At 45.8% G+C, this 19430-nt stretch carries 18 protein-coding genes, 1 tRNA gene and 1 other RNA gene; 11 read left to right on the plus strand and 9 right to left on the minus strand.

What is annotated here, in order from left to right:
* Positions 1–44: 44 nt before the first annotated feature.
* Positions 45–1175: a SpoIID/LytB domain-containing protein gene (locus RMO55_RS05895; protein ID WP_310424792.1), complete on the plus strand. Its 1131-nt coding sequence runs from the start codon at positions 45–47 to the stop codon at positions 1173–1175.
* A 24-nt stretch (positions 1176–1199) separates the two neighbouring features.
* Here the strand turns inward: RMO55_RS05895 and RMO55_RS05900 are convergent, their stop codons facing one another.
* Positions 1200–2096: a class I SAM-dependent methyltransferase gene (locus tag RMO55_RS05900; RefSeq protein ID WP_310424794.1), complete on the minus strand. Its 897-nt coding sequence runs from the start codon at positions 2094–2096 to the stop codon at positions 1200–1202.
* A gap of 526 nt (positions 2097–2622) precedes the next feature.
* Between RMO55_RS05900 and RMO55_RS05905 the strand changes: the two genes are divergently transcribed.
* Together RMO55_RS05905 and RMO55_RS05910 are read left to right on the plus strand one after the other, a co-directional pair.
* Positions 2623–4215, plus strand: a complete 1593-nt coding sequence (locus RMO55_RS05905; RefSeq protein WP_310424796.1) for a DUF4070 domain-containing protein — start codon at positions 2623–2625, stop codon at positions 4213–4215.
* A 91-nt stretch (positions 4216–4306) separates the two neighbouring features.
* Entirely contained in the window at positions 4307–4576 is a 270-nt protein-coding gene (locus tag RMO55_RS05910) for a YciI family protein (RefSeq protein WP_310424798.1), read from the plus strand.
* Positions 4577–4675: 99 nt separating this feature from the next.
* Here RMO55_RS05910 and RMO55_RS05915 read toward each other — a convergent pair whose 3' ends face one another.
* Positions 4676–5266, minus strand: coding sequence for a ParA family protein (locus tag RMO55_RS05915; RefSeq protein WP_310424800.1), 591 nt, complete (start codon positions 5264–5266; stop codon positions 4676–4678).
* A 160-nt stretch (positions 5267–5426) separates the two neighbouring features.
* Positions 5427–5513, minus strand: a tRNA-Ser gene (locus tag RMO55_RS05920).
* Between the two features lie 528 nt (positions 5514–6041).
* On the opposite strand from RMO55_RS05920, the gene RMO55_RS05925 reads away from it, so the two are divergent.
* The 4 genes from RMO55_RS05925 (at position 6042) to RMO55_RS05940 (ending at position 8267) form a co-directional block, all read left to right on the plus strand.
* Positions 6042–6245, plus strand: a complete 204-nt coding sequence (locus RMO55_RS05925) for a hypothetical protein (protein WP_310424802.1) — start codon at positions 6042–6044, stop codon at positions 6243–6245.
* A gap of 111 nt (positions 6246–6356) precedes the next feature.
* Positions 6357–7205, plus strand: coding sequence for an ice-binding family protein (locus RMO55_RS05930; RefSeq protein WP_310424804.1), 849 nt, complete (start codon positions 6357–6359; stop codon positions 7203–7205).
* Positions 7206–7431: 226 nt separating this feature from the next.
* Positions 7432–7782, plus strand: coding sequence for a hypothetical protein (locus RMO55_RS05935; protein WP_310424806.1), 351 nt, complete (start codon positions 7432–7434; stop codon positions 7780–7782).
* A 131-nt stretch (positions 7783–7913) separates the two neighbouring features.
* Positions 7914–8267, plus strand: coding sequence for an endonuclease domain-containing protein (locus RMO55_RS05940; protein ID WP_310424808.1), 354 nt, complete (start codon positions 7914–7916; stop codon positions 8265–8267).
* Between the two features lie 243 nt (positions 8268–8510).
* Here RMO55_RS05940 and RMO55_RS05945 read toward each other — a convergent pair whose 3' ends face one another.
* Both RMO55_RS05945 and ffs read right to left on the minus strand, forming a co-directional pair.
* On the minus strand, positions 8511–8888 hold the full coding sequence (locus tag RMO55_RS05945; protein ID WP_310424810.1) for a hypothetical protein: 378 nt from the start codon (positions 8886–8888) through the stop codon (positions 8511–8513).
* A gap of 143 nt (positions 8889–9031) precedes the next feature.
* An RNA gene (gene ffs, locus RMO55_RS05950) (signal recognition particle sRNA small type) lies at positions 9032–9127 on the minus strand.
* Positions 9128–9367: 240 nt separating this feature from the next.
* Here ffs and RMO55_RS05955 point away from each other — a divergent pair.
* Entirely contained in the window at positions 9368–11308 is a 1941-nt protein-coding gene (locus tag RMO55_RS05955; protein ID WP_310424812.1) for a heavy metal translocating P-type ATPase, read from the plus strand.
* 17 nt (positions 11309–11325) lie between these two features.
* Here the strand turns inward: RMO55_RS05955 and RMO55_RS05960 are convergent, their stop codons facing one another.
* Both RMO55_RS05960 and aroB read right to left on the minus strand, forming a co-directional pair.
* Positions 11326–14718: a CHASE2 domain-containing protein gene (locus tag RMO55_RS05960; RefSeq protein ID WP_310424815.1), complete on the minus strand. Its 3393-nt coding sequence runs from the start codon at positions 14716–14718 to the stop codon at positions 11326–11328.
* A gap of 91 nt (positions 14719–14809) precedes the next feature.
* On the minus strand, positions 14810–15943 hold the full coding sequence (gene aroB / locus RMO55_RS05965) for a 3-dehydroquinate synthase (RefSeq protein ID WP_310424817.1): 1134 nt from the start codon (positions 15941–15943) through the stop codon (positions 14810–14812).
* A gap of 351 nt (positions 15944–16294) precedes the next feature.
* On the opposite strand from aroB, the gene RMO55_RS05970 reads away from it, so the two are divergent.
* The 3 genes from RMO55_RS05970 to RMO55_RS05980 all read left to right on the plus strand — a co-directional run bounded on the left by RMO55_RS05970 (position 16295) and on the right by RMO55_RS05980 (position 17683).
* Positions 16295–16390, plus strand: coding sequence for a cytochrome b6-f complex subunit PetL (locus RMO55_RS05970; protein ID WP_310424819.1), 96 nt, complete (start codon positions 16295–16297; stop codon positions 16388–16390).
* 73 nt (positions 16391–16463) lie between these two features.
* Entirely contained in the window at positions 16464–17279 is an 816-nt protein-coding gene (locus RMO55_RS05975; RefSeq protein ID WP_310424821.1) for a carbon-nitrogen hydrolase family protein, read from the plus strand.
* A gap of 110 nt (positions 17280–17389) precedes the next feature.
* The gene (locus tag RMO55_RS05980) at positions 17390–17683 is read left to right on the plus strand and encodes a YggT family protein (RefSeq protein ID WP_310424823.1); all 294 of its coding nucleotides are present in this window, start codon (positions 17390–17392) and stop codon (positions 17681–17683) included.
* Positions 17684–17768: 85 nt separating this feature from the next.
* On the opposite strand, the gene pyrR is transcribed toward RMO55_RS05980, so the two are convergent.
* Together pyrR and RMO55_RS05990 are read right to left on the minus strand one after the other, a co-directional pair.
* The gene (gene pyrR / locus RMO55_RS05985; RefSeq protein ID WP_310424826.1) at positions 17769–18314 is read right to left on the minus strand and encodes a bifunctional pyr operon transcriptional regulator/uracil phosphoribosyltransferase PyrR; all 546 of its coding nucleotides are present in this window, start codon (positions 18312–18314) and stop codon (positions 17769–17771) included.
* 56 nt (positions 18315–18370) lie between these two features.
* A complete protein-coding gene (locus RMO55_RS05990) occupies positions 18371–19141 on the minus strand; it encodes a sulfite exporter TauE/SafE family protein (RefSeq protein WP_310424828.1) in 771 nt (256 codons plus the stop codon).
* Between the last annotated feature and the right edge of the window lie 289 nt (positions 19142–19430).

A 19430-nucleotide genomic window follows, 5' to 3' on the forward strand; every position in this document is an offset into this window, starting at 1 on the left:
AATTAATCGATTGTGCCTACTGCTCTTTTCTTGATAAATTTTACATGTTGATTCGCATTCTTCAATTGGGCAAGCAAACTGGATGGTTTTCCTTACTATTGTGGTCGATCGCCATTGCACCAGCTCAAGCGTCTCAATTGCGCGTTGCTGTTTCCCAAAAAATCTCCCAAGTCAATATCGGCAGTTCGACGATCGCCATCGTTAGCGATGATAAGGGACGAAAGATCGGCGAACTCCAACCGCAGAAAGGTTTAGTTGCACAAGTAAGTAACGATGAAATCCAGTTCGGCGATACGAATGTGGCTCAACTGTGGGTAAAGCCGCAACAGGGTGGCTATGTCTGGATTGGCGTTGGCGAAGCCTCCCAGAATGGGGGTCGCTGGTATCGTGGATCGGTGCAGGTGATTTCGACGGGGAAACAACTGCTAGCTATCAATCATGTCGATCTCGAACAGTATCTCTACAGCGTCTTAGGCGCAGAGATGAGTCCGACTTTTCCGGCGGAAGCTCTCAAGGCTCAAGCCGTCGCCGCTCGTACCTATGCACTCTATCGCAGTCAATCTACCCGCCAAAAACCATTCGATGTCGATAGCACCCAAGCCAGTCAGGTGTACAGAGGTTTATCTAGCGAGGCAAACACCACTCAAGCTGCCGTTAAGGCTACTGTAGGTCAGATCGTGATGTATGGAGGAAAACCAATTTTAGCAGCCTTTCATTCCGCTTCTGGAGGGCATACAGAGAACGTTGAAGATATTTGGTCTAGTCGAGTTCCGTATTTACGCGGAGTACCAGATTACGATCTCGGTACGCCTGGTTATGAGTGGAGTAAAACTTTTAGTAATAGCGAACTGAGTCAGAGTCTCAAGGTTGATAATATCAAAGCGATCGCCCCCGATCGCTTCACCCAATTTGGCAGTGTCGTGAGTCTCAAAGTTCTTGGTGATACCGAAAACACTTTCACTGGTGCTCAAGTCCGTACTATGCTCAAGCTCCGCAGTATCCGGTTTACGATTACACCTACGCCAGAGGGATTTATCTTCAATGGACGCGGGTACGGACACGCACTCGGATTGAGTCAGTGGGGAGCCTATAACCTCGCCCAAAAGGGGATGAAATATCCCAGCATCTTAGCTCACTACTATCAAGGTGTAGAGCTGGGAAGGGTTGGGAATTAGGGTGTTGGGGCGTTTCTTACTCCGTTACCCCCGTACCCTCTTAGCAATACAGGCGATCGATTGTGGTGGCTTGGGTGCATTAGCTCCAGCTAATATTTGAATCAGGGTATCTTTGAAACCCAATTTACCTTGTTCGCCGCGAAATAACTCATCCCCAACATTATGATAATGGGGATAAAGTTCGATCTCAAAACCTAGGGGTTCGAGCGTATTTATATAAAGTTCTGGTGTCACTCCGTCGCCTGGTTTAGAGTTATGAATCTCTGTCGCCAGTCGCCAAGCTTGCTCCTCTGGAGATTTATAGACTTTCGATCTGCCTGGGAGCCAATACATTGGAAATCTAGCTCGTGCTTCGATGACTAATAATGCCAAACCCTGATAAGTCTCGTTGTTAGACAACGGATCTTCATCGGTAATTAAAACGCCACCAGGACGAACTAAGCGAGCTGCTTCGGTTAAAACTCTCGCCATATCATCGCAATGATGCAGCACGGCATTAAGCGTCACAATATCGGCGAAACCATCGATAAAAGGTAGATTATGAGCATCTGCTAGCAGCGGCGTATAGCCAACTTGCATGGCATGTTCCAATGCGCCATGACTGATATCGATACCAAAAATTTGAGGTGAACCACCCACTGCGGCATAAACGTTGCCAGGGCCACATCCAATATCAACTACAACTTTACGATCCCAACTCCCAATTGCCGCTCTCCAGCGGTTGCCAAATGCTTGACTGCTATTTTCTAATTCAAAATATTTTCGGCCATATTCAGGATCGCTAAAGAAACTCGCATTAGCTTGCATCCCTGGAGTCCAATGGGGGATTTTACAGGTGGGAATATTTGTTCGTTCCCAATCGATCTCTGTTGTAAGAGTAAGATATTGCGATAGAGTCGGCAGTTCGATCGTTTCTAACATTGGATTACAATGATTTTGGCCTAAAAGTCATATCGGGTTCGATCTATTCAATGGTAGATTTTAGTTAGTAGATACCCAGCTAGTATTACTTGTCTTTACTATGTAAAAATGTCACATAATTTACAAGGTAGTTGGGTCTCTTCCGAATATTAACAATTTAGATGTATTTTGTGCTCCGTTAAATTGCTGATTTAAGTGTTACGGAGATAAGAAATCGTCTCCATTTTTACAATCGAGCGATCGACCCGAATCCCATCCTCCTTTTCTATGGTGGAATTCCGATCGTGACGTTTTGTGTCTAAACTCACGTTGAGTTTAGACTCACAGTATTTGTCCGAGAAATCACACAATTGACTAATTTCGTGTTATCTATAGAGACAATTCCGATCGATAAATAAAACTTTTTAATTCATCCCGTTGTCGCCGTTGGCAAAGCCTCTCGCTATAGAGAATCGAAAGTCGATTAAACCCTGATCAACACAGTAAAGCGACAGTTACTAACTTTTATCCCCCATCCCGAAAACTTATGCGTGCATTGCTCGTTTACCCCCAGTTTCCCAAGACTTTCTGGTCTTTTGAAAAGATTCTCGAATTAGTCGATCGCAAGGTCGTCCTACCGCCACTAGGCTTGATTACAGTCGCAGCAATCTTGCCTCAAGAGTGGGAATTCAAACTGGTCGATCGCAATGTCCGCGCTGTAACCGAGGAAGAATGGGCATGGGCGGATATCGCGATTATGTCGGCGATGATCGTCCAGAAACAAGATCTCGCGGCTCAGATTCAACTGGCGAAACAACATGGTAAATTAGTCGCAGTTGGCGGCCCATTTCCCACTTCGGTTCCCCACGAACCACTCGCAGCAGGGGCAGATTTTCTGATCTTAGATGAGGGCGAAATTACCCTTCCGATGTTTGTTTCGGCGATCGCTAGAGGCGAAACCAGCGGTACTTTCCGCGCGGCTGAGGGCGAAAAACCTGACGTGACAGGTACCCCGATTCCCCGATACGACTTACTAGACTTCCCCGCTTACGATTCGATGTCTGTCCAGTTTTCACGGGGCTGTCCGTTCCAGTGTGAGTTCTGCGATATCATCGTCCTGTATGGACGCAAACCCCGCACCAAGGAACCAGCCCAAATCTTAGCCGAACTCGACAGGCTGTATGAGTTAGGTTGGCGACGCGGCGTATTTATGGTGGATGACAACTTCATCGGCAATAAACGCAATGTGAAGTTACTGCTCAAAGAATTGAAAGTATGGCAAAAAGACCACGGGTATCCGTTCGTGATGGATACTGAGGCTTCTGTCGATCTCGCCCAAGATGAAGAATTGCTACAATTAATGGTCGAGAGCAACTTCTCGGCTGTATTTATCGGGATTGAAACCCCAGATGAAGCTAGTCTGGCAATGACCAAGAAATTCCAAAATACGCGCGGTTCTCTCAGTGATGCGATCGATAAGATCGTCCGCGCTGGATTGCGCCCGATGGCTGGGTTTATCATTGGTTTTGATGGCGAACAACAGGGTGCTGGAGATCGGATCGTCCGATTCGTCGAAGATGCGGCAATTCCGACCACAACATTTGCTATGTTGCAAGCCCTGCCCAATACCGCCCTCTGGCATCGATTGGAAAAAGAAGGCAGAATGCGTAAAGGCGATGGGAATATCAACCAGACTACCCTGATGAATTTCCATCCCACTCGCCCCCTCGAAGATATTGCGCGGGAATATGTCGATGCTTTTTGGCGCATTTACGATCCGAAAGCATTCCTCGATCGTAACTACCGTTGTTTTATGAAAATGGGTGCGCCATTTGGCAAAACTGAGTTTAAATTTCCCCCACTCGTCGAACTCCGCGCGCTTTTAACAGTGATGTGGCGACAAGGAATAAAACGCGAAACCCGCTGGATGTTCTGGCATCATTTAGTTAGTATCCTCGTTCATAACCCAGCGGTATTCGTCCACTATATTAGCGTCTGTGCTCACAACGAGCACTTCCTCGAATATCGGGAAATCGTCCGCGATGAAATTGAAGCTCAATTAGCCGAATTTTTAGCCGAACGCCAAGAAGAAGTCGTCAACATCCCCGTAGCTGCTGAGACTGCTGTCAATGTGCTCTAAAAACTAACAACGCCTAGCCGCTGGTAGGGGCAATTTAGGAATTGCCCCTACCAGCGGCTATAATTATTCTCGATCGATAAAAATAGTAGTCATGACTAAATATGTGCTGTGGGGTAATTATTGTGAAGATGTTGTCATCAAACGCGCACCCTATCGAGAGGCACATTTAGCTGGATTAGCCCAGCAAAAAACCGATGGTATCCTCGTGACGATCGGTCCTACTCAGGATCTCACCAAAGTTTTCGGCATTTATGAAGCTAGCGACGAACAGCAAGTCCGCAATCTCATCGAATCCGATCCCTATTGGGTAAATGGGATTTGGACAGAATATCAAGTTAAAGAATGGATTCAAGCGATTTAGGCTTTAGGCTTTAGGCTTTAGGTTTTAGATGTAGGGTGGGCGATGCCCACCATCTAGGTTTCATGTGATTTGGATCGTCTGAATATTTATACCGTATCACTACAATCCTAAAACTTCCTTGCCCACAGCTTGATACTTAGACCAACCAAATTGAGCACGGGGGTCGCTACAATCTCGGATAATGACTCCGCGACTAGAAGATCGCTCGAAGGCGACTAGGAGGGGAATATCGGTCTTGAATAGCGGCAATTTAGCCTCTTCGAGGATGCCTCTCGCCGCGCGTCCGGTTTTGGTACGGGAGTCTACTTGTGTGAGTAAGACTTTATATTTTGCGCCCCATTTTTCTAGCAACTCGGTGGATTTGATCGTGGTGTCGAGATCGAGATGGTTGGGAGTGGTGGGGATAATCAGGAGATCGCTACTAGCAACCAAATCTTGCAGCTCATCTTGTTCGGGGCGAGCTTGGGTGTCAGTGATAATGTGAGTATATTTACTAATAATCGCTGTCGCACCAGCTTGAGAAGCAACTGTAAACGGTAATTTATCTTCTCGCGACCACACTAATGCCGAACGATTTCGATCAGCATCAATCAGTAATGTCGGTGCGTTTTCCTGAAGGTATGCAGCAAGGTGAATTGATGTGGTTGTCTTGCCGACACCACCCTTGAGTGCAGTAATGGTAATAATCATCTGCTAGCGGGGAGATACTCCTGATTTCTAGCACCACTGTAAAATGTTGCGCGCACCTTTCACCAACCCCGTAACATAAATTAGGGCTTTTGCGCCCTCCCCTTTATAAGGGGAGGGTTGGGGTTGGGTAATAGCCTACGCAGCAAGACAGAATAATATACGGAGAGGAGAGGATTCGAACCTCCGTTAGGTGTAACCCTAAAACTGATTTCGAGTCAGCCACCATCAACCACTCGGACACCTCTCCAGACGAGCCACCATACATCATACACTATTATGGTGCAAGTTAGCTAGGTGTCTTTACCTGCACTGAGCATCGCCATTGGCGTAGCAGAAGTGATCCGATGCTTAGAGATCGTGGGTGGTATATTTTGCACGGTGATAATCTGAGTCATATCGTAGGTGTGTTAGGCGTTAGCCGTAACTCACAGTTTTAGCAAAAGCTCAAGCTATGCCTATGCAGAGCAGCAATTCCAAATTCAAGATATTTTACCGATTTTCCACCAATAATTGATTGTTGCTGGTGGGGTTGGGCGGGTTCGTTTCGCAATTAATGGTGCGGTGCGAGGATTTCTAGCATAAAGCGGCGTTTTTATGCGGGGGGAACCCCCGCATAAAAAAACGACAAGACACCCGCCATCTACGACATATGGGAATAGGTTTGAATTTGGAATTGCTGTACGCAGAGTAAGCCGTAGTAGTATTGGCTTTGGATTGGGTATTCTGGAGAAACAAATCGAAGTTCACCACCAGTTTAGATTAGGTTCAAACTTGCATGAATGCAGCAGAGAGTAAACGAGTTGAGAACTTTCTCGATAAATGGTTGGGTTCTGAAGGAAACGAGCGGGCGAACTACCAGACGTTTTTCGGCGATCTGTGCGTAGCTTTAGATGTGGCAGCACCACCCCCAAAGGGCAGTTATACGTTCAATCGAGTTAGATTGCAGTCTAATTCTGACAGTGACAATCATACTCGATAAGGTTGCACAACGATTTTTGCGTATTAGATGTCAGGGATACGATCTATGGTAGCAATTTGGGCACATTGATAAAGAGGTCAAATCCTATAATTTTTTATGAACAGAGAATACATGAACGATACTCTCTCAAAAAATATGGTGCGAGATTTTGTAGCGTCTTCTGTCACAAAGTCTCAGATCGCGCTTATTGGATCAATTTTAGGATTTGGTTTTATCGGGGCAAATTCGGTTCAAGCCGCTTCTATTTCTTTGGGAACTGCTAGCAATTTCGCGGTCTTGGCCGACTCAACGGTGACAAATATAGGTTCATCCATCATCACGGGAGATCTAGGTGTCAGCTCAGGTTCGGCGGTCACTGGCTTTCCTCCAGGGATCGTGACTCCACCCGGAACAATCCACGCTGCTGATGCGGTCGCCCTTCAGGCTCAGGCAGATAACCAAGCTATGTACAATTATCTTGCAGGTTTGGTTCTTACTCAGAACTTAACTGGTCAGAATCTCGGTGGACAGACGCTCACACCTGGAGTTTATTTTTTTTCGTCGTCGGCTCAATTGACGGGAACGCTGACGCTCAATAGCTTAGGCGACCCCAACGCGCTCTTCGTTTTCCAGATAGGGAGTACCCTGACGACCGCAAGTAACTCGTCTGTTGTCACGAACAATGGCAGTGACTATCCAAATGTGTTTTTTCAAGTCGGCAGTTCTGCGACTCTTGGTACTGGCACTCAATTCAAGGGAAATATCCTCGCTAACACGAACATCACCCTGAATACCAGCGCAAATATTGAATGCGGTAGAGCCTTGGCACAAAATGGCGCAGTGACGCTGGATACCAACAACGTCTCTACCGCCTGTGCATCGATACAACAAGTCCCTGAACCTTTTACCATTATCGGCACACTGGTTGGCAGTACAGCAGCTTTGCGGATGAGAAAGAAACTTAAAGCAAGCGGCTTTTAACTCTTGCCCATCAGACAATGACCTTACTACACCCTTAAATCTCAAAACCCTTTGCCACTAACAGGTCTGGGGGGGTGTCCTGTTAGATTTATCACCACTCTAAGAACTTTATAGAGAATAGCTTCACCGTCGCGAAATTACATCGTTTTGGAGTGCGTTGTCTCCCTGTTTTCTCACTCTCAGGACACTAACATCGTTCGTAGTTACCATAAGTGTTGTCCAGAGAGTGATTACGAACGATTTTACTGTTACTCCCCCCGAACAACTTCAATCCACCCAAATCGCCCTACCAGATATCGATGTCGAACCAGAAACCGTCGTAATCCCTGTCGAACAGCAAAAATGGCTCACCCTACCAAAAGCCCAACTCGCAGCCATCCGCGACCTCTTACGCATCAGTAGCGGCGAATGGACAGTAGCGCAGATAGCCAACCAATTCACAGGCAAAAATACCCAGAAGAAACTAGAAGCAATTGGGGAAAATCTCGATCGATTACAATGGTTTGGAGTTGTGATCGATCGAGAAGATGCGGGTATTATGTATTGGCAATATGCCGAGCTACAACAAACTGCTTAGAGAATGTATACGTAGTTTAATGACTGCGTTTGAAGATCTAAATCCCCCAACCCCCTTAAAAAGGGGGCTTTAAAAGTCTCCCTTTTCAAGGGAGATTCTACCAATTTCGCTTCTCAAATAAAAAGTAATAGATGCCAACTTTTCACTTGCCGTATGACCACAATCTCATCGAACTCGCCCGACAAATGCGGAAAAATCCTACTCCCGCTGAGAGAAAACTGTGGGAAGAGTATCTACACGATTTACCAGTGAAAATACTGCGCCAAAAACCGATTGACAGGTTTATTGTGGACTTTTATTGTGCCTCTGTAAAATTAGCAATCGAGCTTGATGGGCAACAGCATTATACAGAGGAAGGAATGACTTATGATACACAGAGGAGCGCGATTTTAGAAGGTTATGGGATTAAAGTTATCAGATTTAGCAATCAGGACGTGATGGATGATTTCGATCGCATCTGCAAACAAATTGCCGATTCACTCTAAAAAGCCCCCTTTCCAAGGGGGTTGGGGGATTCAGATCTACGACATAACAAAAAATCTTTTCAGACACCTTCTGAGACATTTTCAGCTTCTTTGATGAAAATCTCGACCGAGTTAGAATAGTGCGGATACCTTGCCGGACTCTTGGATAGTGAATCTCTGAGTTTTGAAGACTGCCAGCCCTGCTACTAGGCTTGATGCTTAGAAGAGGATCGCCCAAAACATTAGTAATGGTTGAAGAAAAGTCTAGGAGTCTTTCATCCGCTTGAGTTCTTCTTGCAGGGCTTCTACTTGCTTTCGCATGTCGCTAATGTTTTCAGGCGATTGGGCTTCGCCATCGGCGACGATTTCAATCCGCCGTGGCTCGTTAGTTTTCTGAGCGCGTTCGGTATTGTTAGTTTTAGCTTGATTCAAATTCTGCTGTTGGGCAGACTTTACCATATCGTCTACTAACTTGCGGGCTTCTTCGGTGGTGATTTCACCTTTAGCAACCATTTCATCTGCTAGCTTTTGGGCTTGACTGCCGATCGATGAAAACTTCTCACCAGCTTGTTCTCCCGCAGCAGTAGCTAGCCCAACACCGAGATAAAATGCTTTTTGAACGATATCGCCTAGACCAGCCATAATTAACTTCGTAAGATGATGAGGATGTTTAAGCTATCTACTCTCTAAGATAACCGCTCAAATAAGTTGAATAGCAGGGGTGAATTGGTACGGTTTGCCGATATGTAGCGCAGTACGGCAATAGATGCGGGGGCAAATACTTTTATGACCCGGATACCACGCCTGTTATAAGCATCCCTATTGCTGCTACCTTCCGGTTCTGACAAGGTTTGGGCGTTACGACCGCGTGGGGCCAGATCGATTTCTAGTATAGCACAGATTTTCGGTCGATCGCCAGATTTATTTTGAAATGAGCGGCGTTTCCGAGCTGTTTGGGGAAATACTTTGAAAATCCGGATACCACGCCTGTTGCAAGCATCCAGTGTTGCTGCTACTTCCGTCCTGACAAGATTTAGGCGTTACTACCGCATGGGTTCGGACTCAAGTTTATAACAGCACGGATTATCGCATAGACTAGCCATAGTTAACTTTGCAAGGTAATGATGCGAACATCTTGGTTTTCTCTCTCGTATCTAGTCAAAAATCATCGTGAAACTGTTGCAGCCGCAGCATGTGCGGTACTTTTGTTAGTGGGCTGGTTGGCATTGCAATTTGCAGCAGGAGATGCCACCAGAGGGGGTTGGCAGCTATTTGGGTTGTGTCTATTGCCGTTGGCGTATATTATCGGCGGTTATGGGAGTGCTGTAGAGGGTTTGACGACGCTGTGGGAGGAGCGGGAGCTGGATGTCGATCTGTTGATGATTGTGGCGGCTCTGGGTGCGGCGGGATTGGGGTGGTGGAAGCAGGAACATGAGTTGATTATCGACGGTGCGGTGTTGATTCTGATTTTTGCGATTAGTGGTGCGCTTGAAGGTTATGCAATGGCGCGCACGGAGCGGAGTATTCGGAGTTTGATGAGTCTGACACCGGATTTGGCGCGATCGATCGTGTCGGGAATGGAACGGGAAATATCGATCGATCGATTGCAAGTTGGGGATATATTATTGGTTAAACCTGGGGAATTGATTCCGACAGATGCGATCGTCATGTCAGGAGCGAGTACCATCAATCAAGCGGCGATTACAGGGGAGTCGCTCCCCGTGGAGAAGTCGATCGGCGACGAGGTGTTTGGCGGTACGATTAATGGCAATGGTGCGCTAACTCTGAAAGTGCATCAACCGCCTGCGAGCAGTCTGATTCAGAGGATTATTATGCTGGTGCAACAGGCGCAAACCGAAACCCCTGCTTCCCAAGCATTTATCGAAAGATTCGAGCGGGGTTATGCCAAGCTAATTGTCATTTTAGGGATATTATTTGCTACTCTGCCCCCATTCTTATGGGGTTGGGATTGGGAAACGACGATTTATCGCGCGTTGATTTTTCTGGTGGTAGCGTCTCCCTGTGCGTTGATGGCGGCGATTATGCCAACTTTATTATCGGGAATTGCCAATGGAGCCAGACAGGGGATTTTGTTTAAAGGTGGTGGTACGCTAGAAGCGATCGGCCAAGTTAAAGCAGTCGCTTTTGATAAAACTGGAACGCTGACTACAGGTAAATTGGCAGTAGTCGAGATTATCCCCATCGAGCAAACTAATCCCCAAACTATTTTACAACTTGCAGCGGCGATCGAGAGTAGTTCAGAACACCCGATCGGTCGAGCGATTGTCAGAGCGGTACAAGAGCAAAATTTAGCAGTTAACACTGCCACAGAAATTACCGCCATCCCAGGTTTGGGAATTACGGGAATGCTCTCAGAGCTAAAGATTTCCGTCGGGAAGACGCAATTAATGTCAGATCCAGTCAGAGTCAAAATTGCCACTCACCAAGCCTTAATTGACAATTTAGCCGCCACAGGTAAGACGATCGTTTGGGTAGTAAGTAATGAGCAATTGTGTGGGGCGATCGCCCTAGCGGATACTGTGCGCCCAGAAGCAGTAGAATTAGTGCGAAGACTGAAACAGATGGGAATCGAGCAAGTTATGCTCACAGGCGATCGATCCCAGAGTGCAAATTCGATCGCCAAACAGTTAGGAATTACCCAAGTACATGCGGAATTATTACCTGAAGATAAAGTAAATCTGATTAAACAATTGCAAGCAAAATACCAAAATGTGGCGATGGTAGGCGATGGGATTAATGATGCTCCAGCTCTAGCAGCGGCGAATATTGGGATTGCGATGGGTGTAGCGGGAAGCGATGTTGCACTAGAAACTGCCGATATTGTCTTGATGACTGATTCGCTCGATAAATTAGAGCAAGCGATTAAATTAGGTAGGCGCACTCAACGAATTATCAAACAAAACATTACCTTTGCCCTATCTTTTATTGTCGTGCTATTAATTAGCAATTTTATGGGCGGAATTAATATGCCATTAGGTGTATTCGGACATGAAGGATCGACAGTATTAGTCACATTGAGTGGTTTGCGATTATTGCGGTAGAAGTAATTGGATGACTGCTAATGAATCAAAAGTGAAGAATCTTCCGTCGAGAAGTGAATTTCCTCGTCAGAGTTATCGATCGCATCACTACTAGATGATGATAGTTTCTGCGTCCACTGAGAGATTTTCGCAGATAATTCATCTTTACGAACGGGCTTGGATAAAAAGTCATCCATTCCCGCTAGCTTCGCCAATTCCCGATCTTCTTTCATCGCACTAGCTGTGAGCGCGATAATAACTGTCGGAGGGATATTCTGTTCGCGCTCGCGCAGCCGAATCTCTTTAGTAGTTGCATAGCCATCGAGCCGAGGCATATGACAATCCATTAAAATTGCATCATAGTGTTGGCTTGCAATTTTGACGAGCACTTCTTCGCCATCACAAGCGATATCGGCGATATAACCCAATTTTTTGAGTTGATTGAGGGCAACTTTTTGATTGACTTTATTATCCTCTGCTACCAATATGCGCAGGCTAGAACTAACTGCGGAGAATGGTTTGGGATTTGCAGGGGGCTTGGGAGTTGGCAGAGCTGGGATAGTCGCTGCTACGGGTTCGATACATTTACGCAGGAGATTGAGCGGCTTGGCTGGTTTAAAGACATACCCATCAATCGATGATTGTTGTTGCAGCGTTTGAGCACGATGGTTTTCATTGAAAGCGATCGTAGCAATTTTCCGCAGATTTCTGAGTTCGGGATAACAATCGATCTGCTCTGGGAGGGCAATCTTCGGGCTATCAGGGAACGAAAGATCGGTAATTAGGGTTTGAAACGGTTTACCTACGGCGGCTGCTGCTAGCAAGAGATTCATCGCCGAGACACTAGTTGTCGTGGTAGTGACGAGGGCACCATAATATTCAGCAGCAGAAGCAATTGAGTGCCGACTATGATCCCAATTTCCAGCAATCAGAATCCGTTGTCCCTGGATCATTTGGGCGAGTTGGCGACTGTGTAACAGTTCATCGCTAATTTCTGGGGTGAGGTTAGCACGATTGCAAGTGAGGGTGAACCAAAAGATCGAACCCGCCTCTGGCGCACTAATCACACCAATTTCACCACCCATCATTTCAATTAACCGCTGAGAAATTGGTAGCCCTAAACCCGTACCCCCATATTGGCGCGTAGTGGAGGAATCAGCTTGAGAGAATGAGTCGAAAATTTTGTCTTGACTGTCGCGATCGATCCCAATTCCGGTATCTTGAACTTGGAAATAGAGAGTTGTCTGTAGATCGGTAGTGGCGATCGCGCTAATATCGATCGATACTCCACCTCGATCGGTAAATTTGATCGCATTACCGATTAAGTTAGTTAATATTTGTCTCAATCTCGTCGGGTCGCCTTGCAAATTACTGGGAATTGTGGGTTCGATTCGACAACTCAATTCAATTCCTTTTGAATAGGCATTATTTGCTAATACTTCGATCGTTTGCTCGACAGCATCGGTCAAATTGAAGTCAATTTCTTCTAGGCGCATTTCGCCAGCTTCAATTTTAGAGAAATCCAGAATTTCATTGATAATATTTAATAAGTTGTCGGAGCTAATTCTAATTGTTTCGACGAAGCTGCGCTGTTCTTCATTGAGGTTTGTCTCTAACAGCAATCCAGTCATTCCAATTACCCCATTCATCGGCGTGCGAATTTCATGGCTCATATTTGCCAAGAACGCGCTTTTCATTTTCCCCGCCGATTCAGCTAGTTGACGGGCTTTTTCTAAAGCAATATTTTCTTTAGTTAACTCGCGCCGACTGTGGCGTTCTCGCTCCATCAATAATGACTGAAGTTGTTTCGACGTAGTAATATCTTCTATTACGAGTAAAAACCCCGAAACTACGGCAATCTCTTCAATTTTCTTACCATCAATAATATCTCTTTGAATTTCCTGCCAATTATATAGTGCTTCCAATCTCAGGGTAAAATATTTATCATTACGTTTTACTTCTTTTGCAGGTAAACTTTGATAAGTATGGAGATCGCACAGTCGAGCTTCCCATTCATCAACGGTCAGCCAATTAGGAATCAAACATTGTTCGATTTTGTCGCCAATGTTAATACTTAATAGTTGAGAAGCCACTGAGTTACAAAACCAGACCGTACCATCTATTTCTGTTGCTAATAAGCCCATCGATAAGCTATGGGCGATCGCGGTCTGAGCCGACTGTGCCCGTCCTAGTTCAGCAGCTAGCGTCGCTAATTTAGCCACTTTACCAACTGGAATTGGCGAAAAAAGGTGCTTGTCACGAAAGCGGGGTGGATGAGCGACTAAATTAATTTGATGGGTTTGCCATAGCCTGTCAATTTCACGTTTGACCAAAAAATCTGTATATTGTCTCTCCCAGTAAGCTACCCCAATTGTCAGGAGTAATGCCAAGGTAATTGGGGCCGTAACTGGTAGTAAATAATTACTTGCTAACGCCACTGTAGCGATCGAGATCCAGCCACTGCTCAATCCTAATATAGCCAGCAATCTTTGACCGTGAGTTAGCCGACTGAGTTGATAACTTAACAGCGGACTGGTGCCCAACAATACCAAAAATAGCCAGTCGTTAGAGATTGATTGTAATTGAGCGCGTTGGAGGAGATTATCGACGATCGCCGCATGTAAATAAACACTAGCAACTCCTGCCGATCGATCGAATGGAGTATCGATTTGCTTGGCATTACTTCCCGTCACTCCAACCAAAACAATTTTGTTATTAAATGCTTTTTCGAGATCGTTCTTAGGTTGGAGAATCGAGCTAAATGAATAGTGGTTGGCTTCAGCAACTTTCCCAGGCCAATTAATCGATAAATTACCATCATCTGGCGGCCGCTTGATTTCAGGTGCGTTGCTGAGATTATGTCCTTCAACAGCCATCCATGCTAGGGAATGTACGCGATTTTTGTATCGCTCGATCTGTCTAATTACTCCATCATGACTCTTGATTTTATCGATATGTCCGACTGCTTGAGCGGCTGCTTTTAATTTCCGATTGGGTAGGATCGGTTGATTTTTGGCATTCCAACTTTGGGCGAGGACAACTGCTTTATGTTGGTTAATTGCCTGAATAAATTCCTCATCAGCAGGAGTCGGATCGCTGAATATTTGCTCAAAGGCGATCGTACTAGCGTTATACTTAGTCAAAATTTTAACTAACTTCGCATAATCCGATCGATTATTTTGTAAATTCCTAAATTGAGCGATACTTTCATCATCGATTTCGACGACAACGACTCGATCGTCCCAGGCTCTTTCACCACGCAATTCTGTCAACCGATTGTAGGCAAAATCTTCGACTGGCTGAGTTGCACCCAGTTGTACTAATCCGATCGTTATTGCTGCCGCTATCGGCCCAGGTAGCCACCGCCAGATAGATCCCAGGTTTGCGGGGATCTGTGCGGACAGATTGGTGAATCGAGTGAAGTAGTTCAAGATCGGTGGATCGGTAGATGGTGGTTGGTATTCGCTACGAGGACCTAAAATTATTAGAAACTACCTCATTTCCAATCAGAATACCTGAAATTTAAGTACTTGGAATCGGCAACATAGCGGTTAAAACTTGGTTAATTAGCGGATCTGAAACTAGACATTTATCAGGGTTCGCACTCTCATAACCGATCGTTTTCGTAGCACCGATTTGAGTGGGGAGGATAAAGACACCTTTACCTGCTTTGACTTTTTTATCCGATTTTAGTGTCCCAATAATCTGTGCTAGATCTATCCCTAGGGGTAGTTCGATCGATAAACCCGCTCGGTGAATGACCGCATCTTGGCGTTGCGCCTCCGCTCGCGGCCACAATCCTAATTTAACAGCTAGTTGTCCGGCTGCGACCATCCCCATCCCGACAGCCTCGCCATGATTGACTACCAGATATTTTGTAACACTCTCGATCGCGTGACCGATCGTGTGCCCATAGTTAAGCGTCGCCCGCAATCCGGTTAATTCATGCTCGTCTTTACTCACCACATCCGCCTTTGCCCTAGCAGATCGCGTTAAAATAGTAGAAAGTAGTTCGACATCGACATCGCTCTGGTTCAGCCCATTGGCTTGTTCAAGTCGATCGAATAGTTGTGGATCGCCAATAATCGCATATTTAATTACTTCCGCCATTCCCGCCCGAAATTCGCGCTCTGGGAGTGTCGCCAAAACTTGAGGATCTGTCAGCACCAAGCGCGGTTGATGAAATGCGCCGATCAGATTTTTCCCCTTGGGATGATTGACACCAGTCTTACCCCCGATTGATGAATCCACCATTGCGAGTAGAGTAGTCGGTACCTGAACCACATTAATCCCTCGCAGCCACGTAGCCGCCGCAAAACCCGTCATATCTCCAATCACACCACCACCCAAAGCAACGAGGGTTGAGGAGCGTTCTAGCCCGTTCTCCAGGGCGAGATCGTGGATATGTTCGATCGATCTCAGTGTTTTGTACTGTTCGCCATCTGGTAATTCGCAGTACGAGACTTCAAAGTTGGCTTGTTTGAGAGCGGCGATCGTCCGTTCCCCATAAAATCCAAATACGGTAGGATTGGATACTACCATCACCTTCTGTCCCAGTTGGAGAGTACGACACTTCGCCCCCAACTCCTCTATGTTTCCAGGTGAGATCGAGATTTCATAACTATTTTCAGCGAGAGCGACTTGGATTGATTCCATAAGTTTAGAGAGGGTGTGGGTATGGATGGATAGACTCACAGCTTGCACCAGTAAATAAAGATAAAGACTGATGAAGGGGTGTCGGGATTCGGGATTCGGGATTCGGGTGTCGGAAAAATACCGTATTGACTAGGATCGTAGGCTTGTATTGCCCAATTTGTGCTAGTAAATATATTTTGGTGCAATATGTGGGTACATGAGTAGGTTTTGGACGCAAGCGTCCTCCGAACCCCGAACCCCGAACCCCGAATCCCGAATCCCTAAATTTATCCCAGATCGACTAACTGCTGTACTCTAGGCTCCAGTCAATGATTTAATAGTACTTAAATAGTTCTAGTGGAGGATAACTTTATGTCTGGTGCGATCGCTTATTTAGTTTTGATTGGTGTGATGTTCGGAATTGCAATGAGCTTATTCTTTGGACTCAGAGCTACTAAAATCATCTAGAGCCAAGTGGCTAGTCAATAGTGGCTAGTCAATATCTACACCACGCAAACCTCACTACATTCCTCACTCATTCATGAAATCCTATCTCGCTGCTGCGATTCAAATGACCAGTCTACCGGATCTAGAGAAAAATCTAGCTCAGGCGGAAGAATTAATCGAATTAGCCGTTCGTCGGGGTGCTGAGTTGGTCAGTCTGCCAGAAAACTTTGCCTTTCTAGGCACTGAAGAGGATAAAATCAGACAGGCTGAGTCGATCGCCACTCAAACCGAAAAATTTCTCAAAACAACCGCCCAAAAATTTCAAGTAACTCTCGTTGGTGGTGGCTTTCCCGTTCCAGTTGGCACTGAGGGTAAAGTCTATAATACGGCACTTCTGGTCGGGCCAAACGGGGAGGAACTGAATAGATACGAGAAGGCACATTTATTCGATGTCGATCTCCCCGATGGCAATACCTATCGGGAATCGAGTACAGTCATGGCAGGTCTGAAACTACCGGATGTATATCACTCTCCCGACTTAGGTGGGATTGGTTTATCGGTTTGCTATGATGTTCGGTTTCCAGAATTGTATCGCCACCTCTCCAAACTAGGTGCGGATGTGTTGTTTGTCCCTGCTGCATTTACCGCTTATACTGGCAAAGATCACTGGCAAGTACTATTACAAGCACGGGCGATCGAAAATACCTGCTATGTGATCGCTCCCGCTCAAACTGGCACCCACTACGCGATGCGCCAAACTCATGGACACGCGATGATTATCGGCCCTTGGGGAGTGATTTTAGCAGATGCTGGCGATCTACCTGGAGTGGCGATCGCCGAAATCAGTCCCACCCGTCTCGCCCGCGCCCGCGCTCAAATGCCTTCACTCCAACATCGAGTCTTTGCCTAGACGTTAGATCCTCCCGATTTCACAGGGTAAAATGTAGTAGTAGGGGCAATTCATGAATTGCCCCTACTACTACTACATTTTACTCGATCGACAAAAAATAATTAGATGCTATGAGCGATAACAATATTCAGTTAATTAATATCGGTGTCAGTGTATTTTTAGTGATAATGACATTCTTATTTATCTTTCGGATTGTCCTGACTTGGTATCCACAGGTAGAGAGTCAAAAATTTCCATTTAGTATTGTTGTTGCACCAACAGAACCTTTTTTAGCTCCTTCTCGTAAAATAATTCCACCAATTGGCGGTGTAGATATTACTCCGATCGTTTGGGTGGGAATTTTGAGTCTAATTCGGGAAGTTTTAGTCGGACAGCAAGGTTTAATTACGATGCTAACTAGGTAATTGATAATTAATATATCGTGATTTCGGCAATTTTAAATCAGTCAGATGGTGACAATTCAAAATATTCAGATCGATCGAAAGATCATCACCGAGTTGTGGCACGAGTTAATTCTACCGCATCTCTTCCATCAGATTCTTGAAAATAAACCTTAATCTTTTCATCACGAGAAGTCGGGAGTTTTTTGCCAACAAAATCGGGATGAATGGGTACTTGTCGATGACCTCGATCGATCAGTACTGCTAGTAAAATATGTTTGGGTCTACCATACTCATTCACTGCATTTAATGCTGCACGGATAGTTCGACCTTCGTAAATCACATCATCTACTAATATTACCGTTTTACCATTCAAATCTACCGGAATATCCGTTTTACCTGGAGTTCGTACCGCAATGAGATCGAGATCGTCGCGATAGAAGGTAATATCTAGAGCCGCGACAGGGACTTTTATTCCTTCTAATACTTCAATCTGTTTAGCCAACATTTTTGCCAGCGGCACACCTTTAGTCTGAATTCCGACTAATGCTACCTGCGACAAGTCTCGACAGCGTTCGTTAATCTCTGAAGCCAGTCTGACAAGCGTTCGCCGGATTTCATCAGCAGATAGGATTTCAACGATCGAACTAGGCATGGGGATAATTGATAATTGATAATTGATAATTGATAATTGGCAGTTTTAAGAGACTATCAATTGTCAATTATTTTTATACCTTGGACAAAACTGTATACGGAAATTAAGAATAGGGTGAAGCGAAATAAATTACTAACTACAGTCTCTGGCAATTTGGGTAAGTAACGAGTGCCAAATTGTGCGCCCAGTAAACCACCAATTCCTAAGATTAGACCTTGACTGAATAAAACATGACCGTTGATGCTGTGTCCGATCGTTGCAGAGATAGCAGTCAGGACGACGACACCTAGACTAGTCTGAATTGCTATCTTAATTGTCTCTCCTAGCAGCAGCATTTGTAAAGGTACCATAATCGCGCCTCCCCCAACTCCCACTAAACCAGCCACTAAGCCCGCTAAACTACCTGTGACAGTACTTAATAATAGTTTCTGCCTAGTTGTGGCTGGTTGGCTCGATTTGACATCAATCAGTCGCTGTTTCAAGCTGACTAGATAGATATTTGTCAGCATGAGCGTACCAAAACCGAATAATAGCCAAGAAGCTGGAATATATTGGGCTAAAGCCGCTCCTAGTTGAGCTGCGAGTAATGCGGGTAAACCAAGCGAGCTAATTTTGCTCCAGTCGATATACCCCATCCGCCAATTTTGGATACTCCCCGACAATGAGGTGAGCAAAATTGCCAAGCTACTAGTGCCGATCGCATTAATTGGAGTAAAACCTAGATATACCATCAATGGTACCAACACCGAGCCACCACCAATCCCCAGGATTCCAGCCAATAGCCCAGATCCCAAACCACCTAATATCAGAACCAAATCGAGGGACACGTTAAATCCTCTAGATATTTCAGAATATTAAGCTTATCTCGATCGCAGTAGCAACCGTTAGCCTTTTTCCCTAACCTAGATTAGAGGGTAGGTAGTAGAGGGTAGGGGGTAGGGCAGAAGTAAGGGGGTAGGGGAGTAGGGGAGTAAGAAACACCCCCCCCCCCCCCACCCCCCCCACCCCCCCCCCCCCCCCCCCCCCCCCCCCCCCCCCCCCCCCCCCCCCCCCCCCCCCCCCCCCCCCCCCCCCAAGGGGTATGAGGAAAAAAAAAACAAAACCCCAAAAAAAAAA

Origin of the sequence: Chamaesiphon sp. VAR_48_metabat_135_sub (genome assembly GCF_031418915.1) — a bacterium.
In the GTDB taxonomy this organism is placed as follows: Bacteria; Cyanobacteriota; Cyanobacteriia; order Cyanobacteriales; family Chamaesiphonaceae; genus Chamaesiphon.

What these genes read in the sequence shown, in the direction of transcription:
- RMO55_RS05895 (WP_310424792.1), top strand. Translation starts at nt 45, where the DNA reads ATGTTGATTCGCATTCTTCAATTGGGCAAGCAAACTGGATGGTTTTCC.
- RMO55_RS05900 (WP_310424794.1), bottom strand. Translation starts at nt 2,096, where the DNA reads ATGTTAGAAACGATCGAACTGCCGACTCTATCGCAATATCTTACTCTT.
- RMO55_RS05905 (WP_310424796.1), top strand. Translation starts at nt 2,623, where the DNA reads ATGCGTGCATTGCTCGTTTACCCCCAGTTTCCCAAGACTTTCTGGTCT.
- RMO55_RS05910 (WP_310424798.1), top strand. Translation starts at nt 4,307, where the DNA reads ATGACTAAATATGTGCTGTGGGGTAATTATTGTGAAGATGTTGTCATC.
- RMO55_RS05915 (WP_310424800.1), bottom strand. Translation starts at nt 5,266, where the DNA reads ATGATTATTACCATTACTGCACTCAAGGGTGGTGTCGGCAAGACAACC.
- RMO55_RS05925 (WP_310424802.1), top strand. Translation starts at nt 6,042, where the DNA reads ATGAATGCAGCAGAGAGTAAACGAGTTGAGAACTTTCTCGATAAATGG.
- RMO55_RS05930 (WP_310424804.1), top strand. Translation starts at nt 6,357, where the DNA reads ATGAACGATACTCTCTCAAAAAATATGGTGCGAGATTTTGTAGCGTCT.
- RMO55_RS05940 (WP_310424808.1), top strand. Translation starts at nt 7,914, where the DNA reads ATGCCAACTTTTCACTTGCCGTATGACCACAATCTCATCGAACTCGCC.
- RMO55_RS05945 (WP_310424810.1), bottom strand. Translation starts at nt 8,888, where the DNA reads ATGGCTGGTCTAGGCGATATCGTTCAAAAAGCATTTTATCTCGGTGTT.
- RMO55_RS05955 (WP_310424812.1), top strand. Translation starts at nt 9,368, where the DNA reads ATGATGCGAACATCTTGGTTTTCTCTCTCGTATCTAGTCAAAAATCAT.
- aroB (WP_310424817.1), bottom strand. Translation starts at nt 15,943, where the DNA reads ATGGAATCAATCCAAGTCGCTCTCGCTGAAAATAGTTATGAAATCTCG.
- RMO55_RS05970 (WP_310424819.1), top strand. Translation starts at nt 16,295, where the DNA reads ATGTCTGGTGCGATCGCTTATTTAGTTTTGATTGGTGTGATGTTCGGA.
- RMO55_RS05975 (WP_310424821.1), top strand. Translation starts at nt 16,464, where the DNA reads ATGAAATCCTATCTCGCTGCTGCGATTCAAATGACCAGTCTACCGGAT.
- RMO55_RS05980 (WP_310424823.1), top strand. Translation starts at nt 17,390, where the DNA reads ATGAGCGATAACAATATTCAGTTAATTAATATCGGTGTCAGTGTATTT.
- pyrR (WP_310424826.1), bottom strand. Translation starts at nt 18,314, where the DNA reads ATGCCTAGTTCGATCGTTGAAATCCTATCTGCTGATGAAATCCGGCGA.